The sequence below is a fragment of the Flavobacterium sp. genome, assembly GCF_023151265.1.
Taxonomy (GTDB): Bacteria; Bacteroidota; Bacteroidia; order Flavobacteriales; family Flavobacteriaceae; genus Flavobacterium.
This window is the reverse complement of the sequence record NZ_JAKLJH010000019.1, coordinates 1-24,466: the sequence shown is the minus strand read 5'-3', so window position 1 is coordinate 24,466 and position 24,466 is coordinate 1. Positions and strand designations below refer to the sequence as shown.

The 24,466-nt window shown below is 32.6% G+C and carries 19 protein-coding genes and 2 tRNA genes; 7 read left to right on the top strand and 14 right to left on the bottom strand.

The features are described from left to right. The 4 genes from L6Q46_RS03205 to mutS form a co-directional block, all read right to left on the bottom strand. Window positions 1–278 (bottom strand): DUF1508 domain-containing protein (locus L6Q46_RS03205; RefSeq protein ID WP_291283087.1); only part of this gene is annotated, 278 nt, incomplete at its 3' end. A 107-nt stretch (window positions 279–385) separates the two neighbouring features. Beyond that, window positions 386–471 (bottom strand) — tRNA-Leu (locus tag L6Q46_RS03200). Window positions 472–487: 16 nt separating this feature from the next. Beyond that, a tRNA-Gly gene (locus tag L6Q46_RS03195) sits at window positions 488–560 on the bottom strand. A 163-nt stretch (window positions 561–723) separates the two neighbouring features. Beyond that, the gene (gene mutS, locus L6Q46_RS03190) at window positions 724–3,291 is read right to left on the bottom strand and encodes a DNA mismatch repair protein MutS (RefSeq protein ID WP_291283088.1); all 2,568 of its coding nucleotides are present in this window, start codon (window positions 3,289–3,291) and stop codon (window positions 724–726) included. Between the two features lie 164 nt (window positions 3,292–3,455). Between mutS and L6Q46_RS03185 the strand changes: the two genes are divergently transcribed. Continuing rightward, window positions 3,456–3,983, top strand: a complete 528-nt coding sequence (locus L6Q46_RS03185) for an RNA methyltransferase (RefSeq protein WP_291283086.1) — start codon at window positions 3,456–3,458, stop codon at window positions 3,981–3,983. A gap of 116 nt (window positions 3,984–4,099) precedes the next feature. On the opposite strand, the gene folK is transcribed toward L6Q46_RS03185, so the two are convergent. Further along, on the bottom strand, window positions 4,100–5,242 hold the full coding sequence (gene folK, locus L6Q46_RS03180; RefSeq protein ID WP_291283085.1) for a 2-amino-4-hydroxy-6-hydroxymethyldihydropteridine diphosphokinase: 1,143 nt from the start codon (window positions 5,240–5,242) through the stop codon (window positions 4,100–4,102). Window positions 5,243–5,357: 115 nt separating this feature from the next. On the opposite strand from folK, the gene sppA reads away from it, so the two are divergent. Both sppA and L6Q46_RS03170 read left to right on the top strand, forming a co-directional pair. Next, window positions 5,358–7,124 (top strand): signal peptide peptidase SppA, encoded by a 1,767-nt coding sequence (gene sppA, locus L6Q46_RS03175; RefSeq protein WP_291283084.1) that lies wholly within the window; start codon window positions 5,358–5,360, stop codon window positions 7,122–7,124. A 177-nt stretch (window positions 7,125–7,301) separates the two neighbouring features. Next, the gene (locus L6Q46_RS03170; RefSeq protein WP_291283083.1) at window positions 7,302–9,908 is read left to right on the top strand and encodes an AsmA family protein; all 2,607 of its coding nucleotides are present in this window, start codon (window positions 7,302–7,304) and stop codon (window positions 9,906–9,908) included. Window positions 9,909–9,948: 40 nt separating this feature from the next. On the opposite strand, the gene L6Q46_RS03165 is transcribed toward L6Q46_RS03170, so the two are convergent. Continuing rightward, window positions 9,949–10,740: a DUF2797 domain-containing protein gene (locus L6Q46_RS03165; RefSeq protein ID WP_291283082.1), complete on the bottom strand. Its 792-nt coding sequence runs from the start codon at window positions 10,738–10,740 to the stop codon at window positions 9,949–9,951. A 100-nt stretch (window positions 10,741–10,840) separates the two neighbouring features. Between L6Q46_RS03165 and L6Q46_RS03160 the strand changes: the two genes are divergently transcribed. Both L6Q46_RS03160 and L6Q46_RS03155 read left to right on the top strand, forming a co-directional pair. After that, complete coding sequence (locus L6Q46_RS03160) at window positions 10,841–12,352, top strand: GH3 auxin-responsive promoter family protein (RefSeq protein WP_291283081.1); 1,512 nt, start codon at window positions 10,841–10,843, stop codon at window positions 12,350–12,352. A gap of 370 nt (window positions 12,353–12,722) precedes the next feature. Then, window positions 12,723–14,285, top strand: a complete 1,563-nt coding sequence (locus L6Q46_RS03155; RefSeq protein WP_291283080.1) for an OmpA family protein — start codon at window positions 12,723–12,725, stop codon at window positions 14,283–14,285. Window positions 14,286–14,505: 220 nt separating this feature from the next. Here the strand turns inward: L6Q46_RS03155 and clpX are convergent, their stop codons facing one another. The 8 genes from clpX to L6Q46_RS03115 all read right to left on the bottom strand — a co-directional run bounded on the left by clpX (window position 14,506) and on the right by L6Q46_RS03115 (window position 22,899). Further along, window positions 14,506–15,738 carry an ATP-dependent Clp protease ATP-binding subunit ClpX gene (gene clpX / locus L6Q46_RS03150; RefSeq protein WP_291283079.1) on the bottom strand — a complete coding sequence of 411 codons (1,233 nt, stop codon included), beginning with the start codon at window positions 15,736–15,738 and terminating at the stop codon, window positions 14,506–14,508. Between the two features lie 75 nt (window positions 15,739–15,813). Next, window positions 15,814–16,470: an ATP-dependent Clp endopeptidase proteolytic subunit ClpP gene (gene clpP / locus L6Q46_RS03145; RefSeq protein WP_291283078.1), complete on the bottom strand. Its 657-nt coding sequence runs from the start codon at window positions 16,468–16,470 to the stop codon at window positions 15,814–15,816. A gap of 166 nt (window positions 16,471–16,636) precedes the next feature. Continuing rightward, window positions 16,637–17,962 carry a trigger factor gene (tig, locus tag L6Q46_RS03140; RefSeq protein ID WP_291283077.1) on the bottom strand — a complete coding sequence of 442 codons (1,326 nt, stop codon included), beginning with the start codon at window positions 17,960–17,962 and terminating at the stop codon, window positions 16,637–16,639. A gap of 101 nt (window positions 17,963–18,063) precedes the next feature. Next, on the bottom strand, window positions 18,064–18,408 hold the full coding sequence (locus tag L6Q46_RS03135; RefSeq protein WP_291283076.1) for a phage holin family protein: 345 nt from the start codon (window positions 18,406–18,408) through the stop codon (window positions 18,064–18,066). Window positions 18,409–18,484: 76 nt separating this feature from the next. Further along, window positions 18,485–20,047: a G-D-S-L family lipolytic protein gene (locus L6Q46_RS03130; RefSeq protein WP_291283075.1), complete on the bottom strand. Its 1,563-nt coding sequence runs from the start codon at window positions 20,045–20,047 to the stop codon at window positions 18,485–18,487. Between the two features lie 17 nt (window positions 20,048–20,064). Continuing rightward, entirely contained in the window at window positions 20,065–21,297 is a 1,233-nt protein-coding gene (locus tag L6Q46_RS03125) for an outer membrane protein transport protein (protein ID WP_291283074.1), read from the bottom strand. A 122-nt stretch (window positions 21,298–21,419) separates the two neighbouring features. Further along, window positions 21,420–22,184 carry an alpha/beta fold hydrolase gene (locus L6Q46_RS03120; protein WP_291283073.1) on the bottom strand — a complete coding sequence of 255 codons (765 nt, stop codon included), beginning with the start codon at window positions 22,182–22,184 and terminating at the stop codon, window positions 21,420–21,422. A gap of 1 nt (window position 22,185) precedes the next feature. Then, window positions 22,186–22,899: a pyridoxine 5'-phosphate synthase gene (locus L6Q46_RS03115; RefSeq protein ID WP_291283072.1), complete on the bottom strand. Its 714-nt coding sequence runs from the start codon at window positions 22,897–22,899 to the stop codon at window positions 22,186–22,188. A gap of 94 nt (window positions 22,900–22,993) precedes the next feature. On the opposite strand from L6Q46_RS03115, the gene L6Q46_RS03110 reads away from it, so the two are divergent. Together L6Q46_RS03110 and L6Q46_RS03105 are read left to right on the top strand one after the other, a co-directional pair. Next, entirely contained in the window at window positions 22,994–23,653 is a 660-nt protein-coding gene (locus L6Q46_RS03110) for a CBS domain-containing protein (RefSeq protein WP_291283071.1), read from the top strand. A 12-nt stretch (window positions 23,654–23,665) separates the two neighbouring features. Next, on the top strand, window positions 23,666–24,466 hold an 801-nt coding region (locus tag L6Q46_RS03105), incomplete at its 3' end, for an NAD kinase (protein WP_291283070.1).

The following is a 24,466-nucleotide window of genomic DNA, read 5'->3' as shown; positions in this document are numbered from 1 at the left end:
TCATCTATTCCTTTTTGAAGCAACAGTTGAGTTGTATACCTTCTACTCACTGCAATTTCATGCTCATCTAATATCAATCGAAAGAAAAACTTTCCGCTAGACGATTTAAAACGCATAAAAACGCATCGTTCTAAAGAAGCTTTAAGCTTTTCTATCTCCTCTTCACATTCAAAACGCAATTCGAAATCGTTGCTCGTAAAAATAGTTTTTCCTTTTCTGGAAACAAACTCATATTTATAAACTCCACTTAATCGTTGTGAGATTACAAATGTACCCATATAGTTGTGATTGATAATTTTATAAAGAATTCTTTAAAGATAATAGAAAATTCTAAACTAAGAATTTTATAAACAAAAAAAGCTCCGAACATTGTTCGGAGCTTTTGTACTCAAGGCGGGACTTGAACCCGCACGGGCATTACTACCCACTGGATTTTAAGTCCAGCGTGTCTACCAATTCCACCACTCAAGCAAATATTTTGGTATAGAGCGAAAAACGGGGTTCGAACCCGCGACCTCGACCTTGGCAAGGTCGCGCTCTACCAACTGAGCTATTTTCGCGTTTCGTATTGTAATCTTTTAAAGAACGTCGCTATACTTGTTCCGTATTGCGAGTGCAAATATAGTACATATTTTTATTCTCACAAGTACTTTTTAAATAAAAATTAAAACTTTTTTTAGAACCTTCACTTAACCTTTTGATAACGAATATTTTATTTTGAAATTATTTTTTAACCAACATTCGTTTTATTTCGTTTAGCTTCATTAATGCTTCTACTGGAGTTAAAGTATTAATATCAATATTCATAATTTCTTCTTTAATATCTTCCAAAAGTGGGTCATCTAAGTTGAAGAAACTCAATTGTAATTCATCATTTGCCGATTTAATTCCAGATAGTTCTTCACTGGAATGTCTTTTTTCTAATTGCTTCAATAGTTTTTGCGCTTTTTGAATTACAATTTGAGGCATTCCTGCCATTTTTGCTACGTGAATACCAAAACTATGAGCACTTCCTCCTTTCACCAATTTACGAATGAATAAAACCGTATCTTTTAATTCCTTTACCGATACATTGAAATTCTGAATTCTATCAAACGTAACTTCCATTTCATTTAATTCGTGATAATGCGTAGCAAAAAGTGTTTTCGGTTTGTTTGGATGTTCGTGCAAATATTCTGAAATCGCCCAAGCAATCGAAATTCCGTCATAGGTTGAAGTTCCTCTTCCAATTTCATCTAATAAGACTAAACTTCTTTCTGAAATATTATTCAAAATAGAAGCCGTTTCGTTCATTTCCACCATAAATGTAGATTCGCCCATCGAAATGTTATCGCTCGCTCCTACTCGGGTGAAAATTTTATCCACCACACCCATTCTAACGCTTTCTGCCGGAACAAAACTTCCCATTTGCGCCATCAACACAATTAAAGCGGTTTGACGCAAAATAGCAGATTTACCCGACATATTTGGTCCAGTAATCATAATGATTTGTTGGGTTTCTCTGTCTAAAAAAACATCATTAGAAATATAAGGCACACCAACGGGCAATTGCTTTTCAATTACAGGATGACGACCGTCTTTGATTTCCAAATCGAAACTTTCATCTAAATCGGGGCAAACATATTTATTATCAATCGCTAATTGCGTGAAAGAAGTCAAACAATCCAATTGTGCAATTAAATTAGCATTCAACTGAACATGTTTGATATACGTCGCAATCCAATTCACCAATTGCTCAAACAACTGCGTTTCTAATTGATGGATTTTTTCCTCAGCACCTAAAATCTTCGATTCATATTCTTTTAATTCTTCTGTAATGTATCGCTCAGCATTCACAAGAGTTTGCTTACGAATCCATTCGGCTGGAACTTTATCTTTATGTGTATTTCGAACTTCAATATAATATCCAAAAACGTTATTGAACGAAACTTTCAATGAAGGAATTCCAGAAGCAGCACTTTCTCTTTGCTCTAATTCTTCCAAATATCCTTTTCCTGTTGAAGAAATTGCACGTAATTCATCTAATTCAGAATGAACTCCAATAGCAATTGCGTTTCCTTTATTTACACTTACTGGCGCGTCTTCTTGAATGGTTGTTTTTATTTTTTCGCGTAACAATTCACAAGCGTGTAAACTATCACCAATTACTCGCAAAGCTTCATTATCGCTACCTAAAGCCAATGTTTTAATTGGAATAATTGCATCTAACGAATCTTTCAAGAAATTGACTTCTCTTGGCGAAATTTTACCTGTAGCTACTTTTGAAATCAAACGTTCCAAATCGGAAATTTGTTTGATTTGATATTGAATTTGTTGTAAAACTTCTGGATTGGTTTTCAAATACGAAATCACTTCATGACGACTTCTAATTTTTGAAATATCTTTCAACGGAAGTGCCAACCATCGTTTCAAAAGCCTTGCTCCCATTGGCGAAAGCGTTTTATCAATCACATCCAAAAGCGTTACTGCATTGGGATTATAACTGTGATATAATTCTAAATTTCGAATCGTAAATTTATCCATCCAAACGTAAGCGTCTTCGGCAATACGTTGGATATTCGTGATATGTTGAATCTTGTTATGTTGGGTTTCCGACAAGTAATATAAAATCGCACCTGAAGCAATCAAACCTTCGGTTAATTCTTCCACACCAAAACCTTTTAGCGAATTGGTTTGAAAATGTTTCGTCAAACTTTCTAAAGCATAATCTTCTTTGTACACCCAATCTTCCAAAAAGAACGTATGAAAATCGTCTCCAAAAACCGAATGAAACTGATTTTTAAACTGTTTCGGAATTAAAATTTCACTCGGGCGGAAGTTTTGCAATAGTTTATCAATGTATTCTTCGTTGCCTTGAGAAACTAAAAATTCACCTGTTGAAACATCTAAAAACGAAACTCCAACCGATTTTTTTCCAAAATGAACTGATCCTAAAAAGTTGTTTGACTTCGATTGCAACACCTCATCATTCATTGAAACACCAGGCGTAACCAATTCAGTAACTCCACGTTTCACAATGGTTTTCGTCATTTTTGGATCTTCCAATTGATCGCAAATTGCCACTCGAAGTCCAGCTTTAACTAACTTAGGTAAATACGTATTGATTGAATGATGTGGAAATCCTGCCAAAGCGGTTTCAGTTTCAGAACCAGCGCCACGTTTGGTTAATGTGATTCCTAAAATTGCTGCGGCACGAACAGCATCTTCTCCAAAAGTTTCATAAAAATCGCCCACACGAAACAACAAACAAGCATCGGGATATTTGTTTTTTATCTCGTTGTATTGCTTCATTAAAGGTGTTTCCTTGGGTGCTTTATCGGGAGTTGCTGCAGATTTCTTCGCCACAATTTCAAATTTTAAGTATGATTGCGAAGGTAATAATTTCAAAGACAATGACAATATCAATTTCAAAAATCAAGTTTTAAAGTTTTATAATTAATCTTTACTTTTGCCCTATGAGAAAATTAGCCAACGCAGAATTAGAACGTAAAAACATTGAAGAGTTTAAAGAAGCTCAAAAAACACCAATTATTGTAATCTTAGATGATATTAGAAGTTTGCACAACATTGGTTCGGTTTTTAGAACTTCGGATGCTTTTTTGATTGAAAAGATTTATTTATGCGGAATTACGGCTACTCCACCCAACAAAGAAATTCATAAAACAGCTCTTGGCGCTACGGAAACTGTAAGTTGGGAATACGCAAAAGACGTTTTAGAAGTAGTGAATCAATTGAAATCGGAGAATGTAAAAGTGTATTCGGTGGAACAAACCGAAAATGCGATTATGTTGGATGATTTTCAACCTGACGCGAATACCAAATACGCTTTAATTTTTGGAAACGAAGTAAAAGGCGTTTCACAAGAAGCAATTAATTTAAGCGATGGTGTAATTGAAATTCCACAATTAGGAAGTAAACATTCATTGAATATTTCAGTTAGTGCTGGAATTGTGATTTGGGATTTGTTCCAGAAGATGAAATAATTTTTCTAAACACATAGACACAATAGAATTACTTGGTGTTGATTTTAGACGTTACACTTTACATAGCAAGCATAGAAAATCCGTGGAAATCAGCGTTTCGCTAAAGTGAATCAGTTTTATCCGCGTGCTAACACTATTTTTCTATTAATCTCATTCAACAAAAACACATAATCTTCCTGTTTTTTCACAAAATCTAAATCGGAAACATCAATAATTAACACATTCAAATCGGTTTGCGTTTTGATGTAATCTAAGTAGCCTTGATTGATTTTTTCTAAGTAATCGGCTGGAATTTCTTGCTCGTAACTTCTGCCGCGCTTCTTGATGTTTTCCAACAATCTTTCGGTGTTTTGATACAAATACACATACAAATCAGGTTTTGGCATTTCTTTGTGAATGATGTCGAACATGGTTTTATACAATCGAAATTCATCTTCTTGAAGCGTTACTTTAGCAAAAATTAGTGATTTGAAAATGTGATAATCGGCTACTACAAAATCTTTAAACAAATCAAATTGCGCTAAATCGTCTGATAATTGTTGGTATCTATCTGCTAAAAATGACATTTCTAATGGGAAAGCGTAACGACTTTGGTCTTTATAAAACTTGGGTAAAAACGGATTATCAGCAAAGCGTTCTAACACTAATTTAGCGTTACAATCTTCCGATAATTTGGTTGATAAAGTCGTTTTTCCTGCTCCAATATTTCCTTCAATCGCGATGTAATTAAATTGTTGTAATTGGAGTTTTTCAATAGGAGAAATTATGGATTGAACCGCTTTTATTTCACTTGTATCTTCCGCTTGAACTAACAATTGAGAAACTGATTTCTTCAAAACAGGATGTTCCCAATTCAATCCCAAATCCAACATCGGTTGCAACACAAATTTTCTGTTTTGCATTAATGGATGGGGCACTTGAAGCGTTTCTGTCGAGATAATTTCTTCATCAAAAGCAATGATATCTACATCAATTATTCGAGCTTGATAACCTGAATCTTTTGAACGAATTCGACCTAACTTTTTCTCCACTTTCAAAACCTGATTCAAAATTTTTTGAGCCGATTTTGTCGTATGAATCAGAATTGCAGCGTTATAAAAATGTTCGCTTTCAAAACCCCAAGCCGGAGTTTCATAAATTTTAGAAACCTTTACAACTGTTGCTACTTCGTTATGAATCAAACCAATACAAGACTGAATCGTTTCTAATCGATTGCCTTGATTACTTCCCAACGATAAAATGACTTGATGCTGACTCATATTGGCAAAATAACAAACAATTTTAGACTTATAATTTACCTTTCTTGTTTTTTTATGAACATGTAACAATTTTGTTCTTTTAACTACTTATACTATAAATTAAAATGAAATTGAAATGAGATTTTTAGGAAATGTATTAGCTACAATTGTAGGGCTTTTTGTTTTTTGTATGATTTTCTTCTTCGGAATAATCATCATTGGAGCTATTGCTGGTAGTGGCGAAGATACCGTTACTGTTAAAAAGAATTCGGTAATTGAATTAGACTTATCAAAAGTGTCTTTAGACTACGCAGGAAAAACAAATTACAAAGACTTCAATTACTTTGAAGCGCATCATGATGGAGTTACCGATATTTTAAATGCTATTGAAGCGGCTAAAACCGATGACAAAATCAAAGGAATTTCTATTCTAAACAATCAATCGCAACTTGGTTTAGCGCAAAGCAAAGCCGTTCGTGATAAATTGGAGGAGTTTAAAAAATCAGGAAAATTCGTATATGCTTATGCAAATTATTATAGCCAAGGCGAATATTATTTGAATTCGGTTGCCGACCAAGTGTATTTGAATCCAATGGGAGAAGTTGATTTCAAAGGATTATCTTCTGAAATTATTTACATGAAAGATTTGCAAGAGAAATCGGGTGTAAAAATGGAAGTAATTCGTCATGGAAAATACAAAAGTGCTGTAGAACCTTTCTTAGCACAAGAAATGAGTCCGGAAAATCGCGAACAAATGACGGTTTTATTGAACTCAGTTTGGAATACAATTGTTGCCGATATTTCTAAAAGTAGAAAATTATCAGTTGCACAACTAGATGCAATTGCAAACTCTTTAGGCGCAAGAACTCCAGAATTAGCTTTAGCCAATAAATTAGTTGATAAAGTAGCTTATGAAGATGAGTATCATGACATGATTAGAGCTAAATTAAAAGTAGATAAAAAAGAAAAATACGATATTGTAAGCATCACCGATTATGCCAAAACAGCTGCATCAACTGTAGAAGATTACACTAAAAAAGATATTATTGCCGTAATTTATGCTCAAGGTGAAATTGCAGGTGGCGAAGGAGATGTAAACGTAATTGGTGAAGGCTCTATCAAACGTTCTTTACAAGAAGCACGTGAAAATGATGATGTAAAAGCTATTGTATTACGAGTGAATAGCCCAGGAGGAAGCGCTTTAACTTCAGAATTAATTTGGAGAGAAATCGAAATCACTAAAAAAACAAAACCAGTTGTAGTTTCTATGGGGAATTATGCTGCTTCAGGCGGATATTATATTGCAGCTAATGCAGATAGAATTTTCGCAGAACCTAACACGATTACAGGTTCAATTGGAGTTTTTGGCATGTTACCTAACATGAATCAACTAGGTAAAAACATCGGAATTAATGCCGAACAAGTAAAAACACATGAAAATGCAAGTGGTTACAGTGTTTTTGAACCAATTGATGAAAATTTCAAAGGTTTTGTTTTAGAAAGTATCGAAAAAACATACGCAACTTTCTTAAAACGTGTAGCTGATGGAAGAAAAATGACAACCGAACAAGTTGATGCTATTGCACAAGGAAGAGTTTGGACTGGAGTTGACGCTCACAAACTTGGTTTAGTCGATGAAATTGGTGGTTTAGATGCGGCAATCCAATACGCTGCTAAACTTGGAAAAACAACTTCGTATAGAACAGAAAACTTCCCAGAATATGAGAAGAGTTTTGAAGATTTATTAGCTAATTTCACTGGAATGGCTATGTTTAAAACTAAAGAACAATTGCTAAAAGAGCAATTAGGCGAAGAAGGCTTCCAAATGTTAGAACAAATCAAACGTGTTAAGAGCAGAAAAGGAATCCAAGCTATTATGCCTTATGAAATAGTAATAAACTAATTCAAATTCAAATATATAAAAATCCCAAAAGCAAGTTGTTTTTGGGATTTTTTTTATAAGTTTAACGTAGCTTTAATTCTAAACTATATTTTTGGTACTACTTTTGTAGTAATTACAGGATAATTTGATTACAAATCGAAACAAAAAAATTTATTCGCACTCTTAAAAAGTAAAATTATGTTGAAAAAAATCTTAAAAGGAACTGGAATATTCCTATTGGTAACCATTATTGCATTAGCTGCTGCTCCCTTTTTATTCAAAGATAAAATCAAAGAAATGATTGCTAAAACTTTGAACGAAAATGTAAATGCCAACATCGCGTTTGAAGATGTAGATTTGAGTTTATTCAAAAGTTTTCCGCAAGCTAATGTTACGATTGACAAATTGAGCATTATTACTAAAGCACCTTTTGAAAAAGACACCCTTTTATATGCTGGTGAAACCAGTGTAACCATGAGTGTTAAAGAACTTTTTAAAGGCGAAAATGAAGCAATGAATTTAGAAAGCTTTAGTGTAGTTGACGGAATTGTAAACATCATTTTTAATAAAGATGGTGTAGGAAATTTTGACATTGCATTAAAAGATGAAACAGAAAAAAAACCTTCTGACAGTAAACCATTTGCTTTGAATATTCAAGATTATGAAGTTGAAAATTTGAAATTCACTTATGAAGACCAAGGTTCTAAAATGAAAATGGTTTTAGACAGCATTAATCACGAAGGAAAAGGAAATTTTGCAGCTCAAAAATTAGATTTAGACACAAAAACTACTGCAAAACTATCTTTTGATATGGACAAAATGAATTACATGAACAATGTAGCCATTTCATTAGATGCCATTTTAGGAATTGATTTAGAAAAAAGTAAATACGAATTCAAAGACAACAAAGCCCTAATCAATCAATTACCATTAGAATTCAACGGATTTATTCAAATGGTAGAAGCAGGTCAAACCTATGACTTGACATTCAAAACGCCAACATCTGATTTTAAAAACTTCTTGGGATTAATTCCAGCAGCTTATTCAGGCGATATCAACAAAGTAAAAACAACCGGACAATTTTCGGTAGACGGAAAAGTAAAAGGTAATTTAACCGAAACTACGATTCCTGCTTTTGATGTAAAAATTGCTTCCAATAATGCGTCTTTCCAATATCCAGATTTACCAAAATCGGTTAAAAATATTGTGATTGATACACATATTATCAATGAAACAGGCGCAATGAACGACACGTATGTTAATTTGAATAAACTTGCATTTTCAATAGATCAAGACGTTTTTAATGCAAAAGCAAATATTAAAAACTTAGCAACAAATGCTTTAGTTGATGCCGAATTAAAAGGAACTATCAATTTAGCAAACGTTACCAAAGCGTATCCTGTAAAGTTAGACAAACCGTTAACCGGAATTTTAAAAGCCGATGTAAAAACGAAGTTTGACATGAAATCAGTTGAAACTTCTCAATATCAAAACATTCAAAATTCTGGAATTGTTAGCTTAACTGGTTTCAATTATGAGGGTCCAGAAATGGCAAAACCTTTTAAAATCAATCAAGCAGCTGTTGCTTTCAATCCAAATCAAATTCGTTTAAATCAATTTGATGCCAAAACAGGAAGTTCCGATTTGAATGTAACTGGAACTTTAGATAACTTCTACGGATTTGTATTCAAAAACCAAATTCTGAAAGGAAACTTCAACATGAATTCGACAAAATTAGTCGTTTCAGATTTCATGGCGCCAACTACGACTGTTAATGATGAAGGGAAAAAAACTACCGAAGCTGTTAAGATTCCTTCTTTCTTAGATTGTAGCATAACAGCAAAAGCAGGAACTGTTGTTTATGATAACTTAAATTTAAAAGACGTTTCCGGAAATATGGTTATTCGTGATGAAGCGGTTACCTTAAACAATTTAAAAATGGGCATTTTTGGAGGAAATATTGGTTTAACCGGAACCGTTTCTACCAAAGGAAATACTCCGAAATTTGATATGGATTTAGGTTTAAACGCGGTAAATATTGCCGAGTCGTTTACACAATTAGATATGTTGAAATCAATTGCTCCAATTGCCGGTGTAATTAATGGTAAATTAAATTCAACTATCAAACTTTCTGGAAATTTACAAAACAATATGACGCCAAATTTAAAAACTATTTCTGGTGATTTATTTGGACAATTACTATCAACTACAATCAATGAAAAGAACTCGGCTATGTTGACAGCATTGAGTTCCAACATGAAATTCATCGACATGAGCAAAGTTAATTTAAACGATGTTAAAGCGGCTTTATCTTTTAAAGATGGAAAAGTAAACGTAAAACCTTTTGATATTAAATACCAAGACATTACGGTAAACGTTGGCGGAAGTCATGGTTTTGATCAAACGATGAACTACAATTTGAAGTTTGATGTTCCTGTGAAATATTTAGGAAAAGACGTAACTAATTTAATTGCAAAATTAACGCCTGCCGATCAAAAACAAATAACAAGCATTCCAGTAAATGGATTAATGACAGGCAACTTTTCGCAACCAAAATTTAATTCTGATTTAAAACAATCTACTACAAATTTGACTACACAATTAGTTAAAATGCAGAAAGAGAAATATGTAAATCAAGGCACAACTGCTTTAGGAAATTTATTAGGTGGAACTAAGAACAATGCCGCTGGAACAACTACTGCAACAGACACCACAAAACCAAAAACCACTCCAAAGGAAGAAATTAAAACCAAAGCAACAGACGCTATAAAAGGTTTATTAGGAGGAAAAAAGAAAAAAGAATAATTATAAAAAGAAACCCTTTCAAATTTGAAAGGGTTTCTTTTTATAAACTCATCTTCACCACATAACCTTCATAGGTTCTTACATTAAAAACGGTTCCGTCTTCAAAAAGTAAATATTGCCCTTTTATTCCAGTCAAAATTCCTGAGAAATTTGGCGTTTTATCTAAATTTAAACTCGTCACTTTTTTTGGATATTGCAACACTGGAAAATCGAGTTGAATGATTTTTTCTTCTTTCGGGAAATAATCTTTTACTTCGGTTGGCAACCAATCAAACACTTTATTACGTTCTGCAATCAAATCCATTTCTAAATATTCATTTTTTAGCATTTTTTGCCAATTGGTTTTATCGGCAAAATGGTTTTTCAGCGCCACTTCTGTAATTCCTGCTAAATATCTATTAGGAACTTCCACAATTGGAATGGCTTGCACGGCACCTTGGTCAATCCATCTTGTGGGAACTTGAGTTTTTCTGGTTACACCAACTTTTACTTCACTTGATAACGCTAAATACACTACGTGAGGTTGTAATTGTACTCGTTTTTCGTATGCTAAATCGCGGTCTTCGATATCTAAATGTGCGGTGCTCAATTCGGGTTTCATAATCCAATCGCCTACTGCTGGGCTGCTCATAAAACAATCGTAACAAAATCCTTGACGAAAAATTTTCTTGGCTTTTCCGCAATTCAAACATTGATAGCCTTGAAATTCAATTTCCATTGGTTTTCCTAATAACTGGTTCAGGTTTAAAAAACTATTTTCAAAAACCAAATAGTATTGAATTGGGTTTCCAAATTCGGTTTGCATTTTACTTAGCGTGCCTTGATAATTCATTTGTGTTAAGATTTACTTTTTCGTTCGATTATTTAAAAAAAATGCTATTTTTGGTAAAGTTATTATTCCGTTTTAATAATTCAAAATTAGAAATAGGTAAATGCCATTACAAATTATAAATTCTGTTGCCACTTGGATTTTAAAGAAACGAATTCATCAAATGGAATTGTTTTTAAAATATCCGCATGAAGTTCAAGAAGAATTGCTTTTCAACCTTATAAAGTCATCTGAAAATACGCAAATTGGAAGGAAATATGATTTTTCTTCTATGAAAAATTACACCACATTTTCAGAGCGAATTCCTGTTTCTACCTATGAAGATTTAGAACCTTTGATTGAAAAAACAAGACAGGGCGAACAAAATGTTTTTTGGCATTCAAACATCAAATGGTTTGCTAAATCAAGCGGAACAACTAATGCTAAAAGCAAATTTATTCCGGTAAGTTCAGAAGCTTTGGAAAATTGTCATTACAAAGCAAGTAAAGATTTATTGTGTTTGTATTTAAATAACAACGAAGAATCGCAAATGTTTACTGGAAAAAGTCTTCGCTTAGGCGGAAGCAAGCAATTGTATGAAGACAACAATACTTTTTTTGGCGATTTATCAGCGATTTTAATTGATAATATGCCTATTTGGGCAGAATTTAGTTCTACACCAAGCAGTAAAATATCGTTAATGGGCGATTGGGAAACGAAACTTCCAGCCATTATTAACGAAACCATTAATGAAAATGTTACGAGTTTAGCTGGCGTTCCGAGTTGGATGATGGTTTTATTGCAAAAAACTCTAGAAACTACAGGAAAATCGAATTTATTAGAACTTTGGCCCAATGCAGAAGTCTATTTTCATGGAGGTGTAAATTTTGATCCGTATAGAGAACAATACAAAAAATTATTTCCAAAGGATGATTTCAAATACTACGAAATTTATAATGCTTCGGAAGGTTTTTTCGCTATTCAAGACCAAAATGATTCGAATGAATTATTATTAATGTTAGATTACGGGATTTTCTATGAATTTATTCCGATGGATACTTTTGGAACGCTAAATCAACGTGTTATTCGTCTGAATCAAGTAGAATTGAATAAAAATTATGCTTTGGTGATTACTACAAACTCTGGATTATGGCGCTATTTAATTGGTGATACCATTCGTTTTACTTCATTAAGTCCATACCGAATTAAAGTTACCGGAAGAACTAAACATCACATCAACGTGTTTGGTGAAGAATTGATGGTTGAAAACACCGATACAGCTTTAACAAAAACATGCAAAGAATTTAACTGTGAAATTACCGATTATACTGTTGCTCCCATTTTTATGAATGAGAAACAGAAAGGAGCTCACGAATGGATTATTGAGTTTAAAACCAAGCCTGATAATATTGAAAATTTTAGAAAAGCTTTAGACGAAAATATTCAAAATGTAAATTCTGATTACGAAGCCAAACGCTACAACAATATGACCTTAAATCCGTTAGTACTTAATGTTGCGCGTGAAAATCTTTTTTACGATTGGTTAAAGCAACAAGATAAATTAGGCGGGCAACATAAGGTTCCAAGGCTTTCAAACGAGAGAAACTATCTAGAAAGTTTGCTGTCTTTACAATAGAAAACATGAAAACAAGAAAAATATTTTGCTCCATAGTTGCAATACTCATATTAACGAGTTCATGTGGACCTAGACGCTATAAGTGTGGCCCATACAGAAAATGTGAGAATTCGATAGAAAAAAACGAAAACAATTCTTTTAACAAAGAATATCACAAAAGCAATCTCTGCTAAGAGCATTTTATTGTCATATTCTCAATAAAATCGATTTACTTCAAATGCAGTAAATCGATTTTTTTTGCATTATATCGAATTTTTAAACAATAATTAATAAATAAATACATTAATAATTTTTTTTCCAAAAAATACCTCTAATTTTGCACCCGTTTTAACCCCTAGATTAACTAACTATTATTTAAGCATTTAAATTTATGAAACTAAACAAAATCCTTACGTTACTTTTACTTTTAGGAAGCTTTGTATCTTTTGGACAAGAGCCAAAACGTTCTGAAGGAGCAGAAGCTATTGTAAATGCCATTAATAAAAATACAAAAGGAATTAGCTTCATTACAAGTGATACTGGAATCAATTCTGAATTAAACGAAATTGGAACAACATTCTTTAAAAACAAATACATCATTTTGTCAAACAAGAAAAGAAGACATGCAGATGTAACTGTTAATCCAATTACAAATACTCCAAATAACAACTTATATTGTGTAGATGTAAAAGAAGATGGAAATTTATCTTTCCCATTACTTTTCTCTCAAGCATTAGATTCTGAAAATGACGAAGGTTCAATTGGATTTTCTTCTGATCAAAGAACTATTTTCTTTACTCAAGAAAACCCAAATAACAAACAGTTATTTACATTACACAAAGCTACTCTTAACGAAAAAGATGCTAAAAAATGGACGAACATTACAAACTTAAATGTTGTTCCAGAGCAATATTCAGCTGAAACTCCAAGTGTTTCTCCTGACGGAAAGAAAATTTACATTGCTACAAATATTCCAGGTGGATTTGGCGGATTTGATATTTACGAAGCTACAATTGCTGAAGACGGAACAGTTGGTAAATTAGTTAATTTGGGTCCAAATGTAAACACAGCTGATGATGAGAAATATCCATACATGTCTTCTGATAACAAATATTTATATTTTTCTTCAAAAGGTCATTTAAATTTAGGTGGTTATGATGTTTTTAGATCAGCTTATGTTGACAATTCATTCTTAACAGCAATGAATTTAGGAACCGATTTAAATTCAAGAAGAGATGATGTTGCTTTTGTAATGACTTCTCCATCTAAAGGTTATATTTCTACAGATAAAAAACAATCGGGTAATTTTGATATTTTAAAATTCGAAATTAAAAAGCAAGAGAATTTACACTTTAGCTATACTGTAGTTGAAGAAGTAACAAAAACTCCTCTACCAAACGCTACCGTAATAGTTACAGATGAATTTGGAACAAAATTAGCAGAAACGCAATCAGACAATAATGGTAAAATCAAATTAGCTTTAGAACCATTAACTTTTTATAACGTTGAAGTTATGAAAGATGGCTACGAAACTAAGAAAACAAATATTGCAACTGGTGATACTGACAAAAACATTGCTTTAACTCAGAAGAAAGCAGTTGTTACTGAAGACGCTATTGTTATTGAAAACATTTATTTTGACTTCAACAAATCAACAATTAAGAAAGAATCAGAATTATCTTTAAATAAGATTGTTGAAGTTCTTAAGAACAACACTACTATGAGCATTACAATTAATGCGCACACAGACAACAAAGGTTCTGAAACTTACAACCAAACACTTTCAGAAAGTAGAGCAAAAGCTACTTATCAATATTTACTTAAAAAAGGTATTCCTGCAACGCAGTTAACCTACAAAGGTTTTGGTGAAAGCGAATTGTTAGAAAAATGCGATAAATGTTCAGCTAAACAAGATCAAACAAACAGAAGGGTTGAATTCAAAATCGTAAAATAAAAAAAGTACACTCTTAATTAATCACAACTATAAAAAAATGAAAAAAATCTCTTTAGTATTAGCCTTATCAACAGTAGTATTATTAACATCATGTTCAAGCGGATGGAGTTGTCAAAAAAGATACTGTAACGCTAAACAAGCAAAAACAATAGAGCAAAAGAAAAATGCTTAAACATAAAAAGGTCGCCAATTGGCGACCTTTTTATTTGTATTAATTTCATTAAGAAACTGCTTTCAAACGTTGTAATAAGTTTTTACTTAAACTGTTTTCAGCATATTCTTTTGTGACTTGTAAGTGCTTATCATCAGAACTTGGTAATTCATACATAGCATCAGTTAAAATAGCCTCACATAACGAACGTAATCCTCTAGCTCCAAGTTTATATTCTAAAGCTTTTGACACAATATAATCCAGCGCTTCTTCTTCAAAATCAACTGTTACCTCATCCATTTCAAACAACTTCTTGTATTGTTTTACTAAGGCGTTTTTAGGCTCGGTTAAAATAGCTCTTAATGTTTCTGCATCCAAAGGATCCATATGAGTTAGAACTGGTAAACGCCCGATAATTTCAGGAATTAATCCAAAATCTTTTACATCTTTCGGAATCAAATATTGCAACAAATTATCCTTATCGATTTGGTCTGTTCCAATAGACGAACTATAACCAACTGCCTGTCTGTTTAAACGTTTTGAAATGATTCTTTCAATTCCGTCAAAAGCACCACCTGCGATGAATAAGATATTTTGAGTATTTACTTCCACAAATTTTTGGTCGGGATGTTTTCTTCCTCCTTTTGGTGGAACGTTTACAACCGTTCCTTCTAACAATTTCAACAAGGCTTGTTGCACACCTTCACCCGAAACATCACGCGTAATTGAAGGATTATCGCTTTTACGAGCAATTTTATCAATTTCGTCAATAAATACGATTCCTCTTTCAGCTTTAGCTACATCATAATCGGCAGCTTGAAGCAAACGAGTTAAGATACTTTCTACATCTTCTCCTACATAACCCGCTTCGGTTAAAACAGTTGCATCAACTATAGCCAAGGGAACATTCAACATTTTTGCAATAGTTTTCGCTACCAATGTTTTCCCTGTTCCGGTTTGACCAACCATTAAGATGTTACTTTTTTCAATCTCAACTTCGTCTTCTAATTGCACTTGCATCAAACGTTTGTAGTGATTGTAAACTGCTACACTCATTACTTTTTTCGTTTGCTCTTGTCCAATAACGTAATCATCTAAAAACGCACGAATTTCTTTTGGTTTTAATAGAATCAAATCGGCAATCAAGTTTGAATTACCTGATTGTTTTAATTCTTCTAATACAATTCCGTGTGCTTGTTCGATACATTTGTCGCAAATATGCGCATTAATCCCTGCAATTAATAAATTGGTTTCAGGCTTTTTCCTTCCGCAGAATGAACACTCTAATACTTCTTTAGCCATCTTTTTTGTTTCAGGTTTCAAGTTTTAAGTTACAAGTTCTAAAACCTGAAACTTGAAACTTGAAACTTTAATTAATTATCTTGTTAAAACCTCATCAATCATTCCGTATTCTTTTGCTTCAGCAGCAATCATCCAGTAATCTCTTTCGCTGTCTTTATAGACTTTATCGTAAGGTTGTTTTGAATGTTGTGAAATGATTTGGTATAATTCTTCTTTTAATTTCAACATTTCTTTCAAGTTGATTTCCATATCTGTTGCAACTCCTTGAGCACCTCCAGATGGTTGGTGAATCATAACTCTTGAATGTGGTAACGCCGAACGTTTTCCTTCTGCTCCGGCGCATAGTAAAACCGCTCCCATTGAAGCTGCCATTCCTGTACAAATTGTAGCCACATCAGGTTTTACGAATTGCATTGTATCGTAAATTCCTAATCCAGCATAAACACTTCCTCCTGGAGAATTGATATAAATACTGATGTCTTTAGAAGCATCTACGCTTTCTAAAAACAATAATTGTGCTTGAATAATATTCGCTACATAATCATCAACTCCTGTTCCTAAGAAAATGATTCTATCCATCATTAAACGAGAGAAAACGTCCATTGAAGCTACGTTTAACTGACGTTCTTCAATGATATATGGAGTCATACTTCCTACAATTTTATCATAGTATAAACTGTTTACTCCGTGATGCTTAGTAGCATATTTTTTAAATTCTTTTCCGTAATTCATAAATTAAGTTTAAAAGTTTATGTGTTTAAAAGTTTAAAAGAAATTAAACTTATAACCATTAATATTTTACAAAGTTCGTGCCTATTACTTTTTGTGACAAATTGTCTTGAAACAAAAAGCGCCAAAACTAGTTTGACGCTCAAAGATAATTATTTTTTGTGAGATATTATTCTCCGTACATTTCTTTGATGAATTGCTCGTAATTTACTTCTTTAGTTTTAGCTTTTACTTTCTCTTTGTAAAGACCTAACATTTTTTCGCTCATTACTTGTTCAGATAAACGTTTTACCTCATCTTGGTTCGACATTACACGAGCTACAATTCCGTTAATTTCATCTTCTGAAGGATTTAATTGACCAAATTGCGCCATTTGTTTCTTGATTAAATCAGCAGTATGTGCCTTTAAATCTTCGAAAGTGATTTGTAAATTATTTTCAGCCATTACTTTTCCTTCGATTAATTGGAAACGTAATCCTTTTTCAGATCTTGCGTATTCTTCTTCAGCTTGTTCAGCAGTTAAAGGAGTTTCTCCTACATTTTGAATCCATCTTTTTAAGAATTCAGATGGTAAATCAAATTTTGTAGTTTCAATTAAGAAATCAGTAACATCATTTAAGAATTTTTGATCTGCTTGTTGCGCAAACTGTGCTTCAGCATCTTCTTTAATTCTTGCTTTTAAATCTTCAACTGAAGAAAGAACTCCAGGTCCGAATAATTTATCTAGTAATTCTTGATTTAATTCTGCTTTTTCAATTTCATTGATTTCTTCAATTGTAAAATCAACATTGATATCTAAACCGTGAACATCATCATGACCTACTTTTAAGTAATCCATTAATTTGTGATCATCGTCGAACAAACCTTTAGTTCCGATAGTTACTACATCACCAACTTTTTTACCAATAAATGCTTTTGCAGCTTTTTTATCAGCAAAAATATCTAAACCAAAATTAGCTGGAGCGTTGATTCCTTTTTCTTCGTTTGTAAAAGTTCCTCTAACTTCAAAATCAGCTTTTACTTCCGCTTGAGAAATTAATTTTCCGTATTGTTTTTGGATTCTTTCTACTTGCTCATTTAACATTTTATCATCAGCAATAACGTTGAATTTTGTAACGTTATTTTTTGCTGTTAAATCAACTGAAAACTGAGGCGCTAATCCTAATTCGAAATCAAAAGAGAAATTTTCCGCATCCCAATCGATACTTTCGGTTACTTTTGGAAGTGGATTTCCAAGAATATCTAATTTTTCAGTAGTTAAATAGTTATTAAGAGACGTTTGTAATACTTTGTTTACTTCTTCTAACAAAACAGCTTTACCATATTGTTTTTGGATTAAACTCATTGGAACAGCTCCTTTTCTGAAACCAGAAATAGCAGCATTTTTTCTATAGTCAGCTAATACTTTTTCTACCTTATCTGAATAATCTTCTTTAGTAATTGCTACTGTTACAATAGCATTTAAATCATCAACTTGCGTTTTTGTAATGTTCATTATTTCTTTTGTTTAAGTACCATAAAATTTGGGTTGCAAAATTATAGAATTTTTGCAACCCAAACAAGTTTTTAATTTACTGAAATTCAATTGGCTAAAAATTAATCCTCGCTAACAAATATTTTATTTAAAATTGACTGAGTAATTGATAACAGAACACTAAAAATTAATGCAGTTAAAAAACCATCAACTCTAAACTCTACAATAAAATAATCACAAATTAAAATAATAATCGCATTGATAACCAGTAAGAACAAACCTAACGTAAGCAAAGTAACTGGAATTGTGAGTAAGACTAAAATTGGTTTTAAAAAAGTATTCAACAAACCTAACACAACCGCTACCATTAAAGCGCCTGTTAAATTAGTAACATGAACACCCGGTAAAAAATAAGAAAGTACAAAAACTACAATTGTACTGATAAGAAGTTTAATTATTAAATTCATATATATTTCTTTAAAATTTAAAATTACAAAAAAAGGCATCAATAATGATGCCTTTTTTAAATATTTATTTGAAAGCTTAATTTGTTGGCACAATATTAATACCCGGGAAATTAGCCGCTGTATAAATTGGTAAATTAGCGTTGTAATGACTATTAATAACTTTTAGAATCTCATTAGCAATAACCGCATATCCACGAGGATTTGGATGAACTCCATCTAGAGAAAACAAAACAGTACTCGCTGTTGCAGCAGAGAAATAATTTGCGGTATAGATAGTTCCATCTTCAACTCTTAATCCACTAATTAATTGATTCATGATAGCATTCATATCAGCAACAGCTAAATCATTTGCATTTGCAATTGAAACAATTGCCGCATTATAAGAAGCAGTAGCATTTGCTACTTTAGTCTTCTCATTAGCTGTTAACACCCACTTATTTGCTAAAGGCCATGTAACACCATTAATATTAAAAGGAGCTGTAGCTGAAGCATTTGGCTGACCAATTATTGAACTTGCTGGCAACACCACTAAATCATTTGATGTAGCATGTCTTGCTTGACCGTAAATTGCACCTAATGCAGCTGCATTAGCTACCAATAATGGATTTCCTGAACCCGCAGCATAAGCTTGAATTGTACCACTAATATCAGCTAAATCATTATCTTTAATTAAAACCGGATTTTTAGTACCCGCTGCAGTATTTAATGGAGAAATTCTTCCTCCTGTAGCAACTGCTAAAAATTGATATAATGCAATTGCAGTTGCATTTGAAGATGTTGCTTCTGCAGGTAATGCATTATAAGGCACTGTTGTAAAATAAGGAATAGAAGTTACACTTGGAACTGTAGCTACAACACCTTTAGCTCCACCTGAGATTAAAGTGTTAACTATAGTTGAATATACACTTGCAAAAACAGTTGAATTTGTAATATCATTTCCACCATAAGTAGCAGGATTCATATTTCCTGTTGTGTTGTGATCAGCTGCAGGAGTTACACCGTCAGACTGTGCACCTCCATTTGTTGCATATGATAAAACATCATTTGCTCCAATCCAATTCGTGAAGAATGTTGGGTTTTTAGACATAGCATCTCCTAAAACAGTTGCTGAAGGAGAAGTTGCATGTCTAACAAAATAAGGATTTGATTGACCAAGAGCAACACCTGCTAAATTACCATAACCAGAAGCCACTAAATGGAATGATTTTGCTCCAGGAACTCCCATATTATTATAAGCCGTTGCTTGTAAATTTGAAACCTCAATAGTAGGTGTTCCAACTAAACTTTCTGGTCGACCTTCAGAATAATCTATTACTAAACGAGTGTTAGCAATTTGTATTCCTCCCAAAGTTAATCCACCTAAATTGTTTACATCATCTGCATAAGAAGGCTGAGTAAATTCTCCTCCACCTACTAATGCAAAACGTTGTGCTAATAAATTAGGAAAAGAATAAGCTTGTCCTCCTCTTGAAACCGTACCATCCATGTAACCTGCTGTTAATGAATTTCCAACAGCCACATAAGTTGTGAAATCTGCATCACCTGAAGTATAATTTGCACCTACTTCGTTTTCAAATTCTGGCTCACATGAAGCGAAACCAGCAGCTAAAATAGCTAAGTATATAAATTTATTTTTCATCTCTCTAATATTAAAAATTAAAACCCGTAAGTTATACCAATTCCAGGTGAAAATACAACTGACTTGTATGTACCTCCAAAACTACTTCCATCACTTACATAATCATAAGAATTATCAACTTCATCAAAATGTAAGTATAAGAACGAAACATCAATACCTAATTTACTGTTTACTTGATATGTTAAACCTCCTGTATATCCCATAGAATCATTTCTTGGTGTTTCTGGCGCAAAATAACCATCTTGTACTGGACTTTCGTCAAAATACCAACCTGCTCTGAATGTAAATTTATTATTTGCAGCATACTGCATACCTACTCTGTAAGTACTAGAATTTTTGTAGTTTCTTGGATTGTGAGAATCAACTAAAGCTGGATTAGTAAAATCAACATCTAAGTTTTTATACACACTCCACATTGCTCTGTTGTAATCAAATGCCATTAAAAATTTATCTGTAAACTTATATGACAAACCTACTGTTAACTCAGCTGGTAAAGGTAAATCAGCATTAAATTTTGTTGTTGGAGCAGTTCCAAATTCTGGATAGTCATTAAAAGTTGCATCTCCATCTCTTGCCTCCATCATAATTTCAGAACGGTAGTTCATACCAATTCTTAATTTATCAGTTGGATTAAACATAAAACCAGCTGTATAACCCCAAGCTGTAATTCCTTTTGATTCAATTGTTAAATCTGTTCTTTCTCCTTGAGAATTAGTAGTCGATCTATCTACGTTTCTATTAAAATTAACTGAACCAGTAGCAAAAATAGGTCCACCACCTACACTAAAATGTTCTCCCACTCTAATTGAAAGAGATGGCTGAACAAAGATAGCTTGCAAATCGATATTGTTTACTAAATGAGAACCTTGCCAATCTTGATCCCATTCAACAGCACTTCCGTATGGAGTATAAACTGCCAAACCAGCAGTAAACCAATCGTTTAATTTATAAGTTGCATAAACACTAAAAGGAGTTCCTACGTTTTTAGTTTCTGCCTCCCAACCATATTGAGAGTTTTGAAATTTTGTATTTGCAAATAATCCGTTTCCACCTACTGATAAGTTGAATTTTTTGTCCAAATAAACCATCCCTGCTGGATTGAAAAAAGCAACCTCTGCACTATTTACTACCGCAACACCCGTGTGTCCCATAGCCAATTGCTTTTGACCTTGAATACTTACTCTATATCCACCTGCAAAAGCAGTAGAGCCAGCCAAAGCCAATAATGTTAAAGAAAGTAATTTTCTCATAATGTAAAAATGTGTTAGTTTTTTTCTTTGTTTGTTATAATCAATACTTCAAAATTATAACAAAATATGAATTTTACAATTTTTTTAACAAAAAAATTATGCATGCATAATTTTTTGCCCTTTTATTTAATAAAATCTATTACATACAAATAAAAATCTTTTGGATTTTCTGCATGCAACCAATGTCCTGCATTTTTTACCGTTTCAATTTTTGCTTTTGGAAAATGATGGTAAATGGTTTCAAAATCGCTATCCAAAATATAATCTGACTTATCACCTCTTAAAAACAATGTTTCTTTAGAAAAAACATTCTCAAATGGCAAAGCCGTTCCAATAGTTTCTATTTTTTCATTGAAAACGTTTAAATTAAAACGAAACGCTAATTGCTCAGGAGATTCCCAATACAAATTCTTTAGTAAAAACTGTCTTGTTCCAAAGTCTTTAATATAACCTGAAACTACTTCTTCTACTTCTCCTCTACTCGGTTTTTTTGAAAAATCAACAGCGTTTAAAGCTGCTAAAATGGTTTGGTGATGTGGCGCATAATATTTCGGACCAATATCGGCTACAATTAATTTGGAAACCAATTCAGGATACGTTGTTGCCAAAAGCATGGCAACTTTCCCACCCATCGAATGTCCTATAATATTGATATCTGTTAGTTGATGATAATCGCAATATTGGTTTACATCTTCTACCATAATATCATATGAAAAATCTTCGGAATGAAAACTTTTACCGTGATTTCTCAAATCTAAAGCATGTACTTGAAAACCTTCATTTGCAAATTGAGTTCCTAAAGTTTTCCAATTGTCTGACATTCCTAAAAAACCGTGGATAATTACTAATGGCTTTCCTTCGCCTTCTATTCTTGAATGCAATAACATCTTATTTCAATTTTTGAAGATACATATTCACTACATTTTCTAATCCTAAATATAAAGATTCTGAAATCAGAGCATGACCAATCGAAACTTCAAGCAATCCAGGAATATTGTCTTTGAAAAACTTGATATTATCCAAACTCAAATCATGACCTGCATTAATTCCTAATCCTAATTCATTTGCTTTAATTGCTGCTTTTACATAAGGCTCAATTCCGCTTTTGTTTCCTAAACCATATTCGTGAGCGAATGATTCTGTATACAATTCGATTCTTTCTGTGCCAGTAGCCTTTGCTCCTTCAATCATTTTTTCATCGGCATCCACAAAAATAGAAGTTCGAATTCCATTACGCTGAAACTCTTGAATTACCTCTATTAAATACGATTGATGTTTTATTGTGTCCCAACCCGCATTGGATGTTAACGCTCCAATAGCATCTGGAACCAACGTAACTTGAGTTGGCTTACATTCTAAAACCAAATCAATAAAATTATGTTGCGGATTTCCTTCAATATTATATTCGGTATACACAACCGATTTTAAATCGCGAGCGTCTTGATAACGAATGTGTCTTTCATCAGGTCTTGGATGAATGGTAATTCCATCGGCTCCAAATTGCTGAATATCTTTTGCAACCTTCAATAAATCAGGCACATTGCCTCCTCTTGAATTTCGAAGTGTGGCTATTTTGTTAATATTTACGGATAACTTTGTCATAATAATTTTTAATTTATACAAAAATACAAAGTATAAGTTAGCTAGCATGTGGTATTTTTTGATTATTTTGCGATATATTTTCATCACATCCACAATGAATAATTTAACAAGCTACATCAATAACGAAATAAAACCACTAAAACATACCGATTCTATAGCGGAAGCACAGGATTTGTTTTTGGATTTTCCTTACACACATTTTCCAGTTACCGAAGATAGTGTATATATAGGATGCGTTAGCAAAGAAAACGTAGAACTTATAAATAGCGAGGCCATTATTAATGATAGCCGATTTCATTTTGAACGTTTTTTTGTTAGAACAACAACTATTTGGCTTGATGTTTTAGAAATTTTCGCTAAAAATGAAAGTAACCTAATTCCAGTTTTAGATGAAAAAAATGCTTATTTAGGATATTATGAACTTGAAGATGTAATTCGTTTTTTTCACGAAACACCATTTTTGAAAGAAGAAGGCGGAATTATTGTCGTAGAAAAAGAATCCGATAAATTTTCTATGAGCCAAGTAGCTCAAATTATCGAAAGTAATAATGCTAAGATTTTAGGATTATTTATTTCAAATGTTGTAGGAAACAAAGTAGAAATTACAGTAAAAATTAGTCAAAGTGGATTGAATGATATTATTCAAACTTTTAGACGTTATGAATATGAAATTATCTCAGAACATCAGGAAGATTCCTATTTAAACAGCTTAAAAGAGCGTTCAGATTACTTAGACAAATACTTAAATATTTAAAAATAGATCGTAATGAAAATAGCATTATTTGGTCAATATTATCAAAATAGTACAGCTGAAACAGTACAAAAAGTAGTTTCGTTTTTAGAATCAAAAGAGATTGAAATTGCATTTGAAGCACATTTTTTAGCCACTTTAAAAGAAAAAAATATTGTTTCGAAAAACTACGAAACCTACTCGAATTACAACACCCTAAACACTGATTACAAAGCATTAATTAGTATTGGTGGCGATGGAACTATTCTAAAAGCAGCCACTTTTGTTAGAGATAAAAACATTCCTATTATTGGAATTAATGCAGGAAGATTAGGTTTCTTAGCAACGATTCAGTTTGATAATATTGAGCCTCTTTTGCAAAAATTATTAGATAACGATTATGCCATTTCTAAAAGAACCTTGTTAAGCATTGAAACTTCTCCTGAATACGACAATTTTAGAGAATTAGATTTTGCACTAAACGAAGTTACGGTTGCCAGAAAAGACACCACTTCGATGATTACTATTATTACTTATTTAAATGGAGAATACCTTACTTCATATTGGGCTGATGGTTTAATTGTTTCAACCCCAACTGGTTCAACTGGATATTCATTAAGCTGTGGCGGACCCGTTTTAACTCCAAATGTAGAAAGCTTAGTTATAACTCCAATGGCACCACACAACTTAAACGCCAGACCTCTAGTTATAACAGATGATATGGAAATCGAACTCCGAATTTCAGGCAGAGAAGAACAATTTTTAATTTCATTAGATTCGAGAATCTCTGCTGTTTCAAAAGATACTATTGTTCGAATAAAAAAATCGCCTTTTACC